Genomic DNA, 14,160 nt, shown 5'->3' with positions numbered 1-14,160 from the left:
GACGGCGCAGCCGTCCCAAAATCATTGAAGGCATTGAGTCAGGAGTTACGCGATTGCAGATTACACGGCCGCTCCGCGACCCATCGGGGATAAATCCCCTCACCACAGAAGCGTCTCCCAAAACACCCATCAATCCAGCATCAACACCTTCGCCAGCACAATCTTCGGCCCTTTCATCTTCTTGATGATGATCCGCAGGCCTTCGACTTCCAGCACTTCTTCCTCTTCCGGCACTCGTTTCAGGGTCTCGTAGACCAGACCGGCGAGGGTTTCGGCTTCGATGTGATCCAGGTCGATTCCGAGCAGGCGTTCAACCTTGAACAGCGGCGTATCACCACGCACCAGCAGCTTGCCCGGCTGATACGCGAGGATCCCGCGTTCGGCCTTGCGGTGTTCGTCCTGGATGTCGCCGACCAGCACTTCCAGCACGTCTTCCATGGTCAGGTAGCCGATGATATTGCCGTCGGCCTCTTCAACCACGGCGAAGTGCGAGCCGCCCTTGCGGAACTGCTCCAGCAGCTGCGACAGCGGCATGTGCCGCGATACGCGCTCCAGCGGGCGGGTCAGCTCAGCCAGGTTGAACGACTCGGGAATGTGGTCCAGCGCCGCCAGCTCCAGCAGCAGGTCCTTGATGTGCAGCAGGCCGACGAACTCCTGGCGCTCGCTGTCGTACACCGGGTAACGGCTGAACTTGTGGCGACGGAACATCGCCAGGATTTCTTTCAGCGGTGCGTTGAATTCGAGGGTGATCAGGTCTTCGCGGGAGTTGGCCCAGTCGACCACTTCCAGTTCGCCCATCTCCACCGCCGAGGCCAGCACGCGCATGCCTTGGTCGCTCGGGTCCTGACCACGGCTGGAGTGCAGGATCAGTTTCAGTTCTTCGCGGCTGTAATGGTGTTCGTGGTGCGGGCCGGGTTCGCCCTGGCCGGCGATCCGCAGAATCGCGTTGGCGCTGGCATTGAGCAGGTAGATCGCCGGGTACATCGCCCAATAGAACAGGTACAGCGGCACCGCCGTCCACAGCGACAGCAGCTCCGGTTTGCGGATCGCCCACGACTTGGGCGCCAGCTCACCGACCACGATGTGCAGGTAGGAAATGATGAAGAACGCGGTAAAGAACGAAATGCCTTTGACCACTTCCGGCGACTGCACGCCGACCGCGCTCAGCAGCGGTTCGAGAATGTGCGCGAATGCCGGCTCACCGACCCAGCCGAGGCCGAGGGAGGCGAGGGTGATACCGAGCTGACACGCCGAGAGGTACGCATCGAGCTGACTGTGTACGGTGCGCAGGATGTGCCCGCGCCAGCCGTTCTTGTCGGCGATGGCCTCGACCCGGGTCGAGCGCAGTTTGACCATGGCGAATTCCGCCGCAACGAAGAAGCCGTTGAGCAAAACCAGGATCAGAGCGAAAAGAATCATGCCGAAATCGGCGAATATCGTAGCGAGGGACAAGCCAGGGGAAGGGTCCATGATGGAGTTTTGCAGGTTCCGTGTGATTCGTAAGAGAGAAGAAATCGCGCCTGAAAGGCAGACGCAAGTCAGCCAATGTAGCGGCTGACATGGCGATTGCCTAGTGGCGCGTGCTGGCCGGTATCACTCGGCGGCGCTGATGGCCCGTGCCTGGGCCACCTGGGCCGGGGCGAAATGGCAGGTGAACGTGCTGCCATGACCGGGCACGCTGCTGATCTCCATCCGCGCGCGATGGCGCAGCAACACGTGTTTGACGATCGCCAGGCCCAGCCCGGTGCCGCCGGTGTTGGAGTTGCGGCTGGAATCGACGCGGTAGAAGCGTTCGGTCAGGCGCGGCAGGTGCTTGCTGTCGATGCCGATCCCGGAATCCTGCACGCTCAGGTGCGCACCTTGCTCGTCGCCCCACCAGCGAATGCGGATATTGCCTTCGGCCGGGGTGTATTTCACCGCGTTGAACACCAGGTTGGAGAAGGCACTGCGCAGCTCCGCCTCGCTGCCCTTGAGCAGGAGGCGCGCATCGGCTTCGAGAGTGATTTTCTGGTTCTTCTGCCCGGACAACTGCTGGGCGTCGCTCTTGATCGACTGCAGCAGGGCGTCGATCTGCACTGGCTGGTTGTCCGACGGGTAATCGGTGGCTTCCAGTTTCGCTAACAGCAGCAGGTCGTTGAGCAGCGTCTGCATGCGCCCGCCCTGTTGCTGCATCTGCTGCAGCGCGCGGCTCCAGCGCGGATTCACTTCCTCGACGTTGTCGAGCAGGGTTTCCAGATAGCCACAGATCACCGTCAGCGGCGTGCGCAGTTCGTGGGAGACGTTGGCAATGAAGTCTTTGCGCATCTGCTCCAGCTGATGGATGCGCGTGACGTCGCGCACCAGCATCAGGTGTTCGTTGTTGCCGTAGCGCGTAAGGTACAGCTGAATGCGCACCCGATCATTGGTCGGCGAAGGGATTTCCAGCGGTTCGGCGTAGCTTTCCTGCTCGAAGTATTCCTTGAAGCGGGGATGCCGTACCAGGTTGGTTACCGGTTGGCCGCTGTCTTGCGGGGTCTTGAGGCCGAGCAGGGTTTCGGCAGCGCGGTTCCACCATTCCAGGTTGCCGTCGCTGTCGAGCATGATCACCGCGTCTTTGAGCGCGGCGGTGGACTCCTGCACCCGGTCGATCACCGCTTGCAGGCGCCCGCGTACCCGTTGATCGCGGCGTTGCAGGTGGTAGATGCTGTCGAACACCTCGCCCCACAGGCCATAGCCGTCGGGCGGTGCTTCATCGGGTTGGTGCAGGCGCAGCCATTCGTGCAGACGCAGCAGTTGCTTGAGCGTCCAGGCCAGGTAAATCCCCAGGCCTGCTGCGAGGCTCCAGCCGTAGTAGCCGGTGATCAGGCCGATCACCAGACACGCTGTGACCAGCAACAGCATGTGGCGAATCAGGGTGCCATGCCAGTTTTGATTCACGGAAAATACGGTCCTTGTCAGCGAGTCTGGCGGTCGGATCAGGCCTTGGTGGAAAACCGGTAGCCGGTGCCGCGCACGGTTTGTACCAGATTTTCGTAGGCGTCGCCGAGGGCCTTGCGCAGGCGGCGGATGTGCACGTCGACGGTGCGCTCTTCAACATAGACGTTGCCGCCCCAGACCTGATCCAGCAACTGCCCGCGCGTGTAGGCGCGTTCCTGGTGGGTCATGAAGAATTGCAGCAGACGGTATTCGGTCGGGCCCATCTCGGCCGGACGGCCGTCGATGGTTACGCGGTGGCTGATCGGGTCGAGCAGCAGGCCGCCGACTTCGATTGGCGCTTCGCCATCGGTCGGGCCGGCGCGGCGCAGCACAGCCTTGAGGCGTGCGACCAGTTCGCGTGGAGAAAACGGTTTGGTGATGTAGTCGTCGGCGCCGACTTCAAGACCCTGGATCTTGTTGTCCTCTTCGCCCTTGGCGGTGAGCATGATGATCGGGATGTCCCCGGTCAGCTCGTCGCGCTTGAGACGGCGGGCCAGTTCGATGCCGGAGGTGCCAGGCAGCATCCAGTCGAGCAGGATCAGGTCCGGTTTACGGTCAACAATGATGGCGTGTGCCTGCTGCGAGTTCTCCGCCTCGAGGCAGTCATAGCCGGCCATTTCCAACGCAACGGCGATCATTTCGCGAATGGGCGCTTCGTCGTCGACGATCAGAATGCTCCTGCCAACCATGCCTTAATCCTCTTGTCATTTAACTGTCTTGCGCCGCATTAGATAACGGAATTATTGCAGTCGTGTGACAGTATTTTAGTCGCCCGGCGGTTGGCGTGATCCTGGACTAAGCTCTAAGTCCGAATCCTGACAACCACAAAAGAAGGTTTCCATGACTCAAATGACTGCTTCTTTCAAAGCTCTGCTGATGGCTGCTGCCGTTGCTTTACCGACCATGGCGTTTGCTGCTGAGCCAGCGATGGAGAAGGACGGCATGTTTACCGATCACAAGGGCATGACCCTGTATACCTTTGCCAAAGACTCTGCGGGCAAGTCCATGTGCAACGACAAGTGTGCGGCGAACTGGCCACCGCTAATGGCAACGGCCGGCGACAAGTCCATGGGCGACTGGACCGTGATCAAGCGCGATGACGGCAAGATGCAATGGGCTTACGAGGGCAAACCGCTGTACACCTTCGTCATGGACAAGAAGGCTGGTGACATGACCGGTGAGGGCAAAATGGACGGCGCCTGGCACGTCGCCAAGGCCAAGTAAACGCAAATCCCCTGTGGGAGCGGGCTTGCTCGCGAAAGCGGTGTGTCAGTTGACGAAGAGGCCACTGGCAAAACGCTTTCGCGAGCAAGCCCGCTCCCACAGGTTTTGTGGATCAACGCAGCGCGTAATCCAGCACAATCCCGACGAAAATCGCCAACCCGGCCCAGTGGTTGTGCAAAAACGCCTTGAAGCAACGCATCCGGTCGCGATCACGGGTGTACCAGAACTCCCACGCATAGCATCCAGCGGCCACCAACAGGCCGAGATGGAACCAGATGCCCAGCTCGAACTTCGACCCGGCCAGCAACAGGCAGCCCAGCGACAGCGCCTGCAACGTCAGGATGATCACCCGATCCGCATCGCCGAACAGAATCGCCGTGGATTTCACGCCGATCTTCAGGTCGTCGTCACGATCGGTCATCGCGTAATAGGTGTCGTAACCCACCGTCCACAGCAGATTGGCGATCCACAGCAGCCAGGCGGCGGCGGGCACGGCGCCGGTTTCGGCGGTGAATGCCATCGGCATGCCCCACGAGAACGCTGCGCCCAATACCACTTGCGGGTAATAGGTGTAGCGCTTCATGAACGGGTAGGTGAATGCCAGCGCCAGGCCGCCCAGCGACAGCCAGATGGTCGGCGCATTGGTGCACAGCACCAGCAGGAAGCTCACGCCCATCAGCAGCGCGAAGAACACCAGCGCCTCTTTCGAACTGATCTTGCCGCTGGCCAGCGGTCGTTGCGCGGTGCGTTTAACGTGGCCGTCGACCTTGCGATCGGCCCAGTCGTTGATCACACAGCCACCGGCGCGGGTCAGCACCACACCGAGGACGAAAATCACAATGTTGGCCAGCGACGGCGAGCCCTTACCGGCAATCCATAGCGCCCACAGCGTCGGCCACAGCAGCAAGTAAATGCCGATCGGCTTGTCCATGCGCGTCAGCTGAATGAAATCCCAGGCGCGCGGGTTCAAGCGGTTCAGGGATTTGAGCAGGCTCTGGTACATCAGCAGTTCTCCGGATGGGCGCGGGCGGCGCTCCACAATGTCGGCAGGAAAATCTCCGCCACCAGTACGCTCAAGGCGCCACGGTCGAAACGCGAGCGCCGGCCCCACAGCTCGGGCGCGCGGCAGGCTGGCGGCAACCAGTCTTGCGGGTAGTGACAGACCTCGATGGCGCGGCGCTGGAAGGCGTGGTCGCAAAACAGCAGTTCGCCCAGCGAGCGGCTGCCCAGTTCGTCCATGTGCAGGCCGTCGCCTTGCAGGGCGGCGCGTGACGCCACGCTACGGGCGAACACCCAGGCCTCGCCGTAACCGCGCAGATACACCTCGCGCACCCAGCCTTCGCTGCCTTCGGCCAGATCCAGCGCCGCGCATTCGTCGCTGCGCAAAGTGTCCCAGCCTTCGAACAACGGTGTGACGCTGAAGCCGTCATTCGACAGCCGCGTCAGGCGGCGGGTCAGCGAGCCTTCGTCGAACAACCAGTTCAGGGTCAACGAATCGGGAAGGGACGTCAGTCGGCTTTGAGTCAGCCAGAGCGGGGTCGGGCAGGCATTTGAATGTTGCACAATGAGTCATTATTGGCCGCAAATGAGGCGGCGAGCTTAACATGGCGTGCTGCGAATTTGATGGATCCGGGGCGCCGTTGCGCCGAACAGGCTTGCATCTGCCCGGCACCCTCAGTACAAAACGCCCTGAGCCGGATGGCAGCGCTCCCACCATCGACCGTCCGCGCCGACAAAAGCCTGAATCCTGAGGAAGTACCTGAATGAAAAAGTGGCAATGCATCGTCTGCGGCCTGATCTACAACGAAGCTGACGGTTGGCCGGATGACGGCATCGCGCCGGGCACCCTGTGGCAGGACGTGCCGGAAGACTGGCTGTGCCCGGACTGCGGCGTGGGCAAGTCGGACTTCGAAATGATCGAAATCAACTGAGAAAAACCAAGGAGTAAGGCATGAACGCACCTGTCGTAATCGTCGGCACCGGGCTTGCGGGTTACAACCTGGCCCGGGAGTTTCGCAAACTCGATGGCGAAACCCCGCTGCTGCTGATTACCGCCGATGACGGGCGCTCTTACTCCAAGCCGATGCTCTCCACCGGTTTCGGCAAGAACAAGGACGCCGATGGCCTGAGCATGGCCGAACCCGGCGCCATGGCCGAGCAATTGAAGGCCGAAGTGCGCACCCACACGCGCATCAGCGGCATCGACGCCGGCCACAAGCGCCTGTGGATCGGCGAAGAAGCGGTGTACTACCGCGATCTGATCCTCGCCTGGGGTGCGGAAACCGTGCGAGTGCCGATCGAAGGTGACGGTGCTGATCTGGTGTTCCCGATCAACGATCTCGAAGATTACGCGCGCTTTCGTGCAGCCGCTGCGGGCAAGCGCCGCGTGTTGCTGCTGGGCGCCGGGCTGATCGGCTGTGAATTCGCCAACGACCTGATCCTCGGCGGCTACGAGGTGCAACTGGTGGCGCCGTGCGAGCAAGTGATGCCGATGCTGCTGCACCCGGCCGCTGCGGCCGCCGTGCAGGCCGGGCTGGAAAGCCTGGGCGCGCGTTTTCACCTCGGCCCGGTGCTGACCCGCCTGCAAAAAGTCGCAGACGGGCTGGAAGCGCATCTGTCCGACGGGCAGGTGATTGCCTGCGATGTGGTGGTGTCGGCCATCGGCCTGCGCCCGCGCATCGATCTGGCCGCGGCGGCCGGGGTGCAGGTCAATCGCGGTGTCGTAGTCGACCGGTATCTGAAGACGTCCCACGCCAATATTTACGCCTTGGGCGACTGTGCCGAGGTCGATGGGCTGAATTTGTTGTACGTGATGCCCCTCATGAGCTGTGCGCGTGCGCTGGCACAAACCCTGGCCGGCAATCCGACGGCCGTGAGTTACGGCCCGATGCCGATCACGGTGAAAACTCCGGTGTGCCCGTTGGTCGTTTCGCCACCGCCACGGGGCAGCGAAGGCGTCTGGACCGTTGAAGGGCAGGGCGCCGACATCAAGGCCCTGTGCCACAGTGCCGATGGTCAGTTGCTCGGCTATGCACTGACCGGTGCGGCGGTGATGGAAAAACTTGCTCTGAACAAACAGCTTCCGCCCCTGCTGGCGTAAATACCGGTCGTTCTGTCGGAATCACCCCGCTTTTGCCCCTACAAAGGTCGCGGGGAGACTGGCGCCGCCGGTATCCGCGTGCCATCCTCACTCCCGTCTGCCGCAGAGTAGAGCCTGCGGCGCCTTGGGCGCTGTTCCAACGAGAACAGCACGGACATAACAACAAAAAACCGTCAAAGGGGCTTCACTAATGCGTAAACCAGAACTCGCCGCTGCAATCGCTGAAAAAGCGGATCTGACCAAAGAACAGGCCAACCGCGTTCTCAACGCCGTCCTCGAAGAAATCACCGGCGCTCTGCACCGCAAGGACAGCGTCACGCTGGTGGGCTTCGGCACCTTCCTGCAACGCCACCGCGGCGCCCGCACCGGCAAGAACCCGCAAACCGGTGAGCCGGTGAAGATCAAGGCCAGCAACACCGTGGCATTCAAGCCAGGCAAGTCGTTGAAAGACAGCGTCAATCCTTAAATTGCGGCGAACTCCCTGAGTAGCGGGGAGAACTGCAATAAAAAATGGGCACACCGATTGCGGTCGGGTGCCCATTTTTTGTGCCTGCCAATCGGCTTATTGACGCCGGAAGCAGGCCTTGCCGTTGCCGAAATCCACGGCCAGGCAGTTCGGCTCGATTGCCAGTTGCAGATCCTGAAACAGGCCGGACAAATCGCTGTTCGACGCCGGTTGGGTATCGCTCTTCAGCGTCACGGTGTGGTTTTCCACCTGCCAGGTGCCCTTGGCAATGCCATCTGCGCTGCCGTACGACACGCCCGCGTCAAACGTGCCGTCCTTGCGCAGCAGCAACTCGGCGCCCATCTCCATTGCACCGGTCAGATAGTAATGACCGTCCAGTGGCGGGGTGTCCGCTGACGCTTGAGTTGTTGGCAACCAAATAAGTGCTGCGAAAAATATGGCTTTCAATTCCATGAGGTAAAGCTCCTTGGCGGCTCCGGGCTCGGGAGCCGAATGAGATGCAGGCTTCGGACCGTGGCTCTACAGTCAGCCGGTCTGGTTGACATTGCCGGTCGAAAAGAATTTACCAAGGCAAGCTGGCAACGTGGGAAATAAAACGATGTAAGAATTATCCCTGACATTTGTCAGAGTATTTTCGGCGTGGAAGTGTTGCGTAAGTGGTGGAAATGACTGTTGGATCGCACTTCGATAATTATTGAGTTGGCACTGAAGTACAGCATTCACGAGATGAATAAAGTTTCAGAAAAATGAATTGCCATCAAATTGATGGCACTTTTTTTGTTGAGCGTTGTCGCCGCTGAATTGTTTGTAATTCCAGCGGGTTCTCGGAAAAATCCTACTTCTATTTTTTTCGAGAGTTGTCATGCTGGCCCCCGTGTAATAGGACGGATGTTCGACGCGATTCGCGCAGGCTGGATCGGGCCGCTCTGGATCAAGGGTTCTGAGGGCGCAGGGCAAATGTTCACAATATAAATCGCCATCAGGGATTCCCCTGCCACATATAGGGCGATCTCCTACACGGCCCAATGAACACTTCGTCTTGTTGTTTAACCAGATGCTTGCTAGTGGCCATCATAGTGATTACGATGCGCCCACTTGAAAGAGCACATCTCAATTGGATGAGTCGCTTCACTGCTCTTCGATACTGTCCCGCGCCGCGGCAACTCCAATAGGCGCATGACTGTAATCCTAATTAAAGGCCATGGATGTCCTACTCAAGCAAACTTTCCGCCCATTACCTCGAACTCGCAAAAGTCTCTGTTTCCAAAGAGAATTTCGCGGGTGAAGACGTTCGTTTTTCGAGCGAATTCGAGGCGCTGGAAAGCGAGCTGGCCAAAGCCTCGTCGATGCACGAAAGCGGGCAGATCGACTGGCTGAAAATCCGTGAAAACAGCGAAAATCTGCTGCGTACCCAATCCAAGGATTTACGCGTCGGCGCCTGGCTGACCTGGTCGTTGTACCAGCGTGAATCCTTCCCCGGGCTGCTGGCCGGCCTCGGTCTGCTGCACCATCTGTCGGAAAACCACTGGGCCGACGTTCACCCGCTCAAACCGCGCACCCGCGCTGCCGCCATCGGCTGGCTGGTGCCGCGTCTGGAGCAGGTGCTCACCGAAAACATTGCGATCAAGGAACAGCTGCCGATGTTCCGGCAACTGTCCGAGCATCTGGCCGGCCTCGATGCCGCATGCACCGAGCACCTGGGCGATGACGCACCGCTGCTGCTGCCGCTCTCGCGTCGCCTGAAAACCATGATCCAGCGTGCCGCCGACAATCAGCCGGCCCCCGGTGTGGTGGGTGCAGCAGTGGCGCAGGTCAAGCAGGCCGCGAGCCAGTTGCTGACCCCCGGCGCACCGATCGATAACGAAAAAGATGCCTACAAGGCTTTGCGCGCGCAGCAGGAAAGCGCGCGTCCGTTGTGTGCCTGGTGGCTCAAGCAGAAGGCCACCGACCTGCGCGCCCTGCGCCTGAACCGCACTTTGCTCTGGCTGCCGATCGACGCGGTGCCTGAGCGCAATGCCGAGCAGATCACCGTGCTGCGCGGCCTGCCGGTGGACAAACTCAAGCAGTACCAGGATCGCTTCGATCAGGGCAAATACGCCGACCTGCTGGTGGAACTGGAGGCGAGCCTGGCGAAGGCGCCGTTCTGGTTCGATGGCCAGAGGATGGTCTGGGAATGTCTCCAGAACCTCAACGCCGAGATGGCAATGCGCGAAGTGGAAATCCACTTCGCGCTTTTGGTTCAGCGCCTGCCCGGGATCATCGAATGTCGTTTCCATGACGGCGCGCCGTTTGCCGATCCGTCCACCCGGGCGTGGATCGCCGGCAATGTCATGCCGCACCTGCAGAGCGCCAGCGCGCCGCGCAAGGTCGAAACCGACGACGTCGAAACCCAGCCCGCCTGGGAAAAGGCCCTGCAGGAAGTGCTGCCGCTGCTGCGCAAGGAAGGCCTCAAGCCTGCCGTGCAGACGCTCAAGCAAGGGCTGCAAACGGCTCACGGTGGCCGCGAGCGGTTCTTCTGGCAGTTCGCCCTCGCCCGGCTGTGCTTCATGGCCAAGAAGTACGAACTGGCCAAGAACCAGCTCGAAACCCTCGATCAGACATTACAGGACTCAGGCCTGCACGCCTGGGAGCCCGATCTTGCATTGGAAGTGCTGCACCTGCTGCACAGTTGCTGCGAGCTGTTGCCGCAGAACCATGCAGTGCGTGAACGCAAGGAAGAGATTTATCGCAGGCTGTGCCACCTCGATCTCGAAGTGGTACTCGAATAGGCCCCAGGGCCACAACCGCAAGGAGAAAAGCCATGGCCAAAGAAGGCTCGGTAGCCCCCAAGGAACGCATCAACGTCACCTTCAAACCCGCCACCGGCGGTGCTCAGGAAGAGATTGAACTGCCGCTGAAGCTGCTGGCAATCGGTGACTACACCCACCGCAAGGACGATCGCAAAATCGAAGATCGCAAGCCGATCAGCATCGACAAGATGACCTTCGACGAAGTGTTGGCCAAGCAAGAGCTGGGTCTGACGCTGAGCGTGCCGAACCGTCTGCAGGAAGATGGCGAGGCCGACGAGCTGGCTGTGCAACTGCGCGTCAATTCGATGAAGGACTTCAACCCGGCCAGCCTGGTCGAGCAAGTGCCTGAGCTGAAAAAACTGATGGAACTGCGCGATGCGCTGGTGGCCCTCAAAGGCCCGCTGGGTAACGCACCTGCGTTCCGTAAAGCGATCGAAGGCGTGCTCGCCGACGACGAATCCCGCGGTCGCGTACTCGGTGAGCTGGGCCTGAACGCCGCAGCCCCGGACGCCTGAGACTCCAGCCAAGGAAGCCAACACAATGAGCACTAGCGCAGCACAAGAGAAGAGCGCCGAAAGCGGCGAATACAGCATTCTCGACAGCATCATCGCCGAAACCCGTCTGACCCCGGACGACGAAGCCTACGACATCGCCAAGCGTGGCGTGTCGGCGTTCATCGAAGAACTGCTCAAGCCGCAGAACAACGGTGAGCCGGTCAAGAAGGCCATGGTTGACCGCATGATCGCCGAGATCGATGCCAAGCTCAGCCGTCAGATGGACGAAATCCTGCACCACCCGGACTTCCAGGCACTGGAATCGTCGTGGCGTGGCCTGCAGTTGCTGGTCGACCGCACCAACTTCCGCGAAAACATCAAGATCGAAATCCTCAACGTCTCCAAAGAAGACCTGCTGGACGATTTCGAAGACTCGCCGGAAGTCATGCAGTCGGGCCTGTACAAGCACATCTACACCGCTGAATACGGCCAGTTCGGTGGTCAGCCGGTGGGTGCGATCATCGCCAACTACTTCATGTCCCCAAGCTCGCCGGACGTGAAACTGATGCAGTACGTGGCCAGCGTTTCGTGCATGTCCCACGCGCCGTTCATCGCTGCCGCCGGCCCGAAATTCTTCGGTCTGGAAAGCTTCACCGGCCTGCCGGATCTGAAAGATCTGAAAGACCACTTCGAAGGCCCGCAATTCGCCAAATGGCAGAGCTTCCGTACTTCGGAAGACTCCCGCTACGTCGGCCTGACCGTGCCGCGTTTCCTGCTGCGTAACCCGTACGATCCGGAAGAAAACCCGGTCAAATCGTTCGTGTACAAGGAAACCGTTGCCAACAGCCACGAGCACTACCTGTGGGGCAACACCGCGTTCGCGTTCGGCACCAAGCTGACCGACAGCTTCGCCAAATTCCGCTGGTGCCCGAACATCATCGGTCCACAGAGCGGTGGCGCGGTTGAAGACCTGCCGTTGCACCACTTCGAAAGCATGGGCGAAATCGAAACCAAGATCCCGACCGAGGTTCTGGTCTCCGACCGTCGTGAATACGAACTGGCCGAGGAAGGCTTCATCTCCCTGACCATGCGCAAAGGCTCCGACAACGCGGCGTTCTTCTCCGCGAGTTCGGTGCAGAAGCCGAAGTTCTTCGGCATCAGTGCAGAAGGCAAGGCGGCAGAGCTGAACTACAAGCTCGGCACCCAACTGCCGTACATGATGATCGTCAACCGCCTGGCTCACTACTTGAAAGTGCTGCAGCGCGAGCAACTCGGTTCGTGGAAAGAGCGTACCGACCTCGAGCTGGAACTGAACAAGTGGATCCGCCAGTACGTCGCCGACCAGGAAAACCCGAGCGCCGAAGTCCGTGGCCGTCGTCCGCTGCGCGCTGCGCAAGTGATCGTCAGCGACGTTGAAGGCGAGCCGGGCTGGTACCGCGTGAGCTTGAACGTGCGTCCGCACTTCAAGTACATGGGTGCCGATTTCACCCTGTCGCTGGTTGGCAAGCTGGACAAAGAGTAAGAGCGACTCATGGACGGATACGGCAGCCTGTTCGAGCGCCTCAACGGCGACGCGCAACTACGCAAGGGCAACAGCCTTGAGGCTTGTGCCATGGCGTCAGTGGCTGCCCATCTGGCCAAAATGCTCAGCACCCGGGCCGGCAGCGTGCAAACGCTGGCCGACTACGGGTTGCCCGATCTCAATGACATGCGTCTGAGCCTGCACGACTCCCTGAGTCAGGCCCGTCTGGCCATCGAAAACTTCATCGAAGCCTACGAGCCGCGCCTGAGCAATGTGCGTGTCATTTCCCTGCCGCGTGACCACGACCAGTTGCGGCTGGCCTTCAGCATCGAAGGCCTGCTGGAAGTCGAGGGTTTCAAGCGTCAGGTCAGTTTTTCCGCGCGCCTGGATGGCAGCGGTCAAGTGAAGGTCACCTAAGGAGATTCCCGATGTCTGGCAAACCCGCAGCACGCTTATCCGACCCCACCGCTTGCCCACTTCCTGGCCACGGTACCAACCCGATCGCCGCCGGTTCCGGCGACGTGTTCTTCGACGGCCTCGCGGCCGCCCGCCAAGGCGATGCCTCGGCGTGTGGTGGTGCGTTGGTTGGCGATCTGGCGACTACCGTTTTGATCAATGGCAAACCAGCTGCGACCGTAGGTTCGGTTGGTTCTCACGGCAATAAAGTCACGGCAGGTTCCGGGACGGTGATTATCGGTAATTCGCACTCGCCGGCGCCGTTTGTGCCGCCAATTCCGTTGAACATATTTGGCTTTGATGTACGTGTTCAGTTAATGGACCCAGTATCGGGAGCCCCACTTAAAAATATTGCATACACCGCTACGCTTGAGGATGGTTCGGAAATTCGAGGCGTAACAGACGATACCGGACTATCCAAGTCGCTGGGCTCAAAAGCTCAAGTCCAAAATATACAAATTTCGGCTATACCAAACTGGTTGGTTAGGGGGGAGTGAAATGCCTCAAGCCGTAAAAGTCGCAACTGTAGCGACCACTCCTGCTAAGGATAAGACCCCAGTACAAATTTACTTGGTAAGTGATCATGATTTTGTGATTCCTGTTGTGTTTCCGGACTACAAAATTCATGTGGAGGCTTTGGGTATTAGTCATAAGTTCTCTGACCTAGGCCACGCAGGTGTACTAATTGTCAACGGTAAAACGGGGCTGACGAAGTACGGAGAGTACGGGCGTTATGAAGGAGCAGGTCCACCGGGAATTGTGAGGTTACGCCCTGTTCCTAATGTGACGATCAAAGGCGGAGCGATTACTGAGTCATCACTCAAAAAAACGTTGAGAAGTATGTCTTTAGCTTATGGTCAGTCGAGCAATGTGTCTGGGGTTGTACTCAGGGGGGCCGCTTTTTCTCAGGCCGAAGCGTGGCTTAAAAATAAAGAAAAAGACAACGACAACATGAATAGAGAACCGTACAGCATAAGAAGCCACAACTGCATGACGTTTGTGGCTGATTTAGTTGATAGTCTGGATCTCGGTGCGCCTAAAAGATCCTATTTTGCAGTGATACCAAAAGATTATATGGAGGATTTCCAAGAAACAAAGCCAGATCTGGATTACACATTCAGCAACGATACGTTGGAGATAAAAGATTGATCTGG

16 protein-coding genes are annotated in these 14,160 nt (G+C 59.5%); 10 read left to right on the top strand and 6 right to left on the bottom strand.

Going from position 1 to position 14,160, the window contains the following annotated elements; all coding sequences use genetic code 11:
- Positions 1 to 129: 129 nt before the first annotated feature.
- The 3 genes from KCG87_RS02505 to phoB all read right to left on the bottom strand — a co-directional run bounded on the left by KCG87_RS02505 (position 130) and on the right by phoB (position 3,644).
- A complete protein-coding gene (locus KCG87_RS02505) occupies positions 130 to 1,470 on the bottom strand; it encodes a hemolysin family protein (RefSeq protein WP_003229612.1) in 1,341 nt (446 codons plus the stop codon).
- Between the two features lie 123 nt (positions 1,471 to 1,593).
- Positions 1,594 to 2,880, bottom strand: a complete 1,287-nt coding sequence (phoR, locus tag KCG87_RS02500) for a phosphate regulon sensor histidine kinase PhoR (protein ID WP_246881625.1) — start codon at positions 2,878 to 2,880, stop codon at positions 1,594 to 1,596.
- Positions 2,881 to 2,954: 74 nt separating this feature from the next.
- The gene (gene phoB, locus KCG87_RS02495) at positions 2,955 to 3,644 is read right to left on the bottom strand and encodes a phosphate regulon transcriptional regulator PhoB (RefSeq protein ID WP_003229608.1); all 690 of its coding nucleotides are present in this window, start codon (positions 3,642 to 3,644) and stop codon (positions 2,955 to 2,957) included.
- A 151-nt stretch (positions 3,645 to 3,795) separates the two neighbouring features.
- Between phoB and KCG87_RS02490 the strand changes: the two genes are divergently transcribed.
- Positions 3,796 to 4,179, top strand: a complete 384-nt coding sequence (locus KCG87_RS02490) for a hypothetical protein (RefSeq protein WP_027610374.1) — start codon at positions 3,796 to 3,798, stop codon at positions 4,177 to 4,179.
- Positions 4,180 to 4,291: 112 nt separating this feature from the next.
- On the opposite strand, the gene ubiA is transcribed toward KCG87_RS02490, so the two are convergent.
- Together ubiA and KCG87_RS02480 are read right to left on the bottom strand one after the other, a co-directional pair.
- Complete coding sequence (gene ubiA, locus KCG87_RS02485; RefSeq protein WP_134785017.1) at positions 4,292 to 5,182, bottom strand: 4-hydroxybenzoate octaprenyltransferase; 891 nt, start codon at positions 5,180 to 5,182, stop codon at positions 4,292 to 4,294.
- A complete protein-coding gene (locus KCG87_RS02480; RefSeq protein WP_134785016.1) occupies positions 5,182 to 5,742 on the bottom strand; it encodes a chorismate lyase in 561 nt (186 codons plus the stop codon). The genes ubiA and KCG87_RS02480 overlap by 1 nt, the downstream gene beginning before the upstream one ends.
- Positions 5,743 to 5,942: 200 nt before the next feature.
- Here KCG87_RS02480 and KCG87_RS02475 point away from each other — a divergent pair, with 200 nt between their 5' ends.
- The 3 genes from KCG87_RS02475 (at position 5,943) to KCG87_RS02465 (ending at position 7,745) form a co-directional block, all read left to right on the top strand.
- Positions 5,943 to 6,110, top strand: coding sequence for a rubredoxin (locus tag KCG87_RS02475; RefSeq protein WP_003229600.1), 168 nt, complete (start codon positions 5,943 to 5,945; stop codon positions 6,108 to 6,110).
- A 20-nt stretch (positions 6,111 to 6,130) separates the two neighbouring features.
- Positions 6,131 to 7,279: an FAD-dependent oxidoreductase gene (locus KCG87_RS02470; protein WP_027610377.1), complete on the top strand. Its 1,149-nt coding sequence runs from the start codon at positions 6,131 to 6,133 to the stop codon at positions 7,277 to 7,279.
- 190 nt (positions 7,280 to 7,469) lie between these two features.
- Positions 7,470 to 7,745 carry an HU family DNA-binding protein gene (locus KCG87_RS02465; RefSeq protein WP_003213368.1) on the top strand — a complete coding sequence of 92 codons (276 nt, stop codon included), beginning with the start codon at positions 7,470 to 7,472 and terminating at the stop codon, positions 7,743 to 7,745.
- A gap of 96 nt (positions 7,746 to 7,841) precedes the next feature.
- Here the strand turns inward: KCG87_RS02465 and KCG87_RS02460 are convergent, their stop codons facing one another.
- Positions 7,842 to 8,198, bottom strand: a complete 357-nt coding sequence (locus tag KCG87_RS02460) for a hypothetical protein (RefSeq protein ID WP_210556293.1) — start codon at positions 8,196 to 8,198, stop codon at positions 7,842 to 7,844.
- 752 nt (positions 8,199 to 8,950) lie between these two features.
- Between KCG87_RS02460 and tssA the strand changes: the two genes are divergently transcribed.
- From tssA to KCG87_RS02430, 6 genes are read left to right on the top strand one after another with little or no spacing between them, the layout of a single operon-like run.
- Complete coding sequence (gene tssA, locus KCG87_RS02455; protein ID WP_210556297.1) at positions 8,951 to 10,513, top strand: type VI secretion system protein TssA; 1,563 nt, start codon at positions 8,951 to 8,953, stop codon at positions 10,511 to 10,513.
- Positions 10,514 to 10,545: 32 nt separating this feature from the next.
- On the top strand, positions 10,546 to 11,049 hold the full coding sequence (gene tssB, locus KCG87_RS02450; protein ID WP_003229587.1) for a type VI secretion system contractile sheath small subunit: 504 nt from the start codon (positions 10,546 to 10,548) through the stop codon (positions 11,047 to 11,049).
- 25 nt (positions 11,050 to 11,074) lie between these two features.
- Entirely contained in the window at positions 11,075 to 12,550 is a 1,476-nt protein-coding gene (gene tssC / locus KCG87_RS02445) for a type VI secretion system contractile sheath large subunit (RefSeq protein WP_003229584.1), read from the top strand.
- Positions 12,551 to 12,559: 9 nt separating this feature from the next.
- The gene (tssE, locus tag KCG87_RS02440; protein WP_007920274.1) at positions 12,560 to 12,967 is read left to right on the top strand and encodes a type VI secretion system baseplate subunit TssE; all 408 of its coding nucleotides are present in this window, start codon (positions 12,560 to 12,562) and stop codon (positions 12,965 to 12,967) included.
- Positions 12,968 to 12,978: 11 nt separating this feature from the next.
- Positions 12,979 to 13,503, top strand: a complete 525-nt coding sequence (locus KCG87_RS02435) for a PAAR domain-containing protein (protein WP_210556298.1) — start codon at positions 12,979 to 12,981, stop codon at positions 13,501 to 13,503.
- Between the two features lies 1 nt (position 13,504).
- The gene (locus KCG87_RS02430) at positions 13,505 to 14,155 is read left to right on the top strand and encodes a hypothetical protein (RefSeq protein WP_134785013.1); all 651 of its coding nucleotides are present in this window, start codon (positions 13,505 to 13,507) and stop codon (positions 14,153 to 14,155) included.
- Positions 14,156 to 14,160: the final 5 nt, after the last annotated feature.

Origin of the sequence: Pseudomonas sp. MWU347, from assembly GCF_017947305.1 — a bacterium.
GTDB lineage: Bacteria > Pseudomonadota > Gammaproteobacteria > Pseudomonadales > Pseudomonadaceae > Aquipseudomonas > Aquipseudomonas putida_A.
The sequence above is the reverse complement of the archived record's forward strand: the minus strand, read 5'-3'. Positions and strand labels throughout refer to the sequence as shown.

Excerpts from the sequence above, each read along its gene's own strand:
- KCG87_RS02505 (WP_003229612.1), bottom strand. The coding sequence starts at position 1,470 with ATGGACCCTTCCCCTGGCTTGTCCCTCGCTACGATATTCGCCGATTTC.
- phoR (WP_246881625.1), bottom strand. The coding sequence starts at position 2,880 with ATGCTGTTGCTGGTCACAGCGTGTCTGGTGATCGGCCTGATCACCGGC.
- phoB (WP_003229608.1), bottom strand. The coding sequence starts at position 3,644 with ATGGTTGGCAGGAGCATTCTGATCGTCGACGACGAAGCGCCCATTCGC.
- KCG87_RS02490 (WP_027610374.1), top strand. The coding sequence starts at position 3,796 with ATGACTCAAATGACTGCTTCTTTCAAAGCTCTGCTGATGGCTGCTGCC.
- ubiA (WP_134785017.1), bottom strand. The coding sequence starts at position 5,182 with ATGTACCAGAGCCTGCTCAAATCCCTGAACCGCTTGAACCCGCGCGCC.
- KCG87_RS02475 (WP_003229600.1), top strand. The coding sequence starts at position 5,943 with ATGAAAAAGTGGCAATGCATCGTCTGCGGCCTGATCTACAACGAAGCT.
- KCG87_RS02470 (WP_027610377.1), top strand. The coding sequence starts at position 6,131 with ATGAACGCACCTGTCGTAATCGTCGGCACCGGGCTTGCGGGTTACAAC.
- KCG87_RS02465 (WP_003213368.1), top strand. The coding sequence starts at position 7,470 with ATGCGTAAACCAGAACTCGCCGCTGCAATCGCTGAAAAAGCGGATCTG.
- KCG87_RS02460 (WP_210556293.1), bottom strand. The coding sequence starts at position 8,198 with ATGGAATTGAAAGCCATATTTTTCGCAGCACTTATTTGGTTGCCAACA.
- tssA (WP_210556297.1), top strand. The coding sequence starts at position 8,951 with ATGTCCTACTCAAGCAAACTTTCCGCCCATTACCTCGAACTCGCAAAA.
- tssB (WP_003229587.1), top strand. The coding sequence starts at position 10,546 with ATGGCCAAAGAAGGCTCGGTAGCCCCCAAGGAACGCATCAACGTCACC.
- tssC (WP_003229584.1), top strand. The coding sequence starts at position 11,075 with ATGAGCACTAGCGCAGCACAAGAGAAGAGCGCCGAAAGCGGCGAATAC.
- tssE (WP_007920274.1), top strand. The coding sequence starts at position 12,560 with ATGGACGGATACGGCAGCCTGTTCGAGCGCCTCAACGGCGACGCGCAA.
- KCG87_RS02435 (WP_210556298.1), top strand. The coding sequence starts at position 12,979 with ATGTCTGGCAAACCCGCAGCACGCTTATCCGACCCCACCGCTTGCCCA.
- KCG87_RS02430 (WP_134785013.1), top strand. The coding sequence starts at position 13,505 with ATGCCTCAAGCCGTAAAAGTCGCAACTGTAGCGACCACTCCTGCTAAG.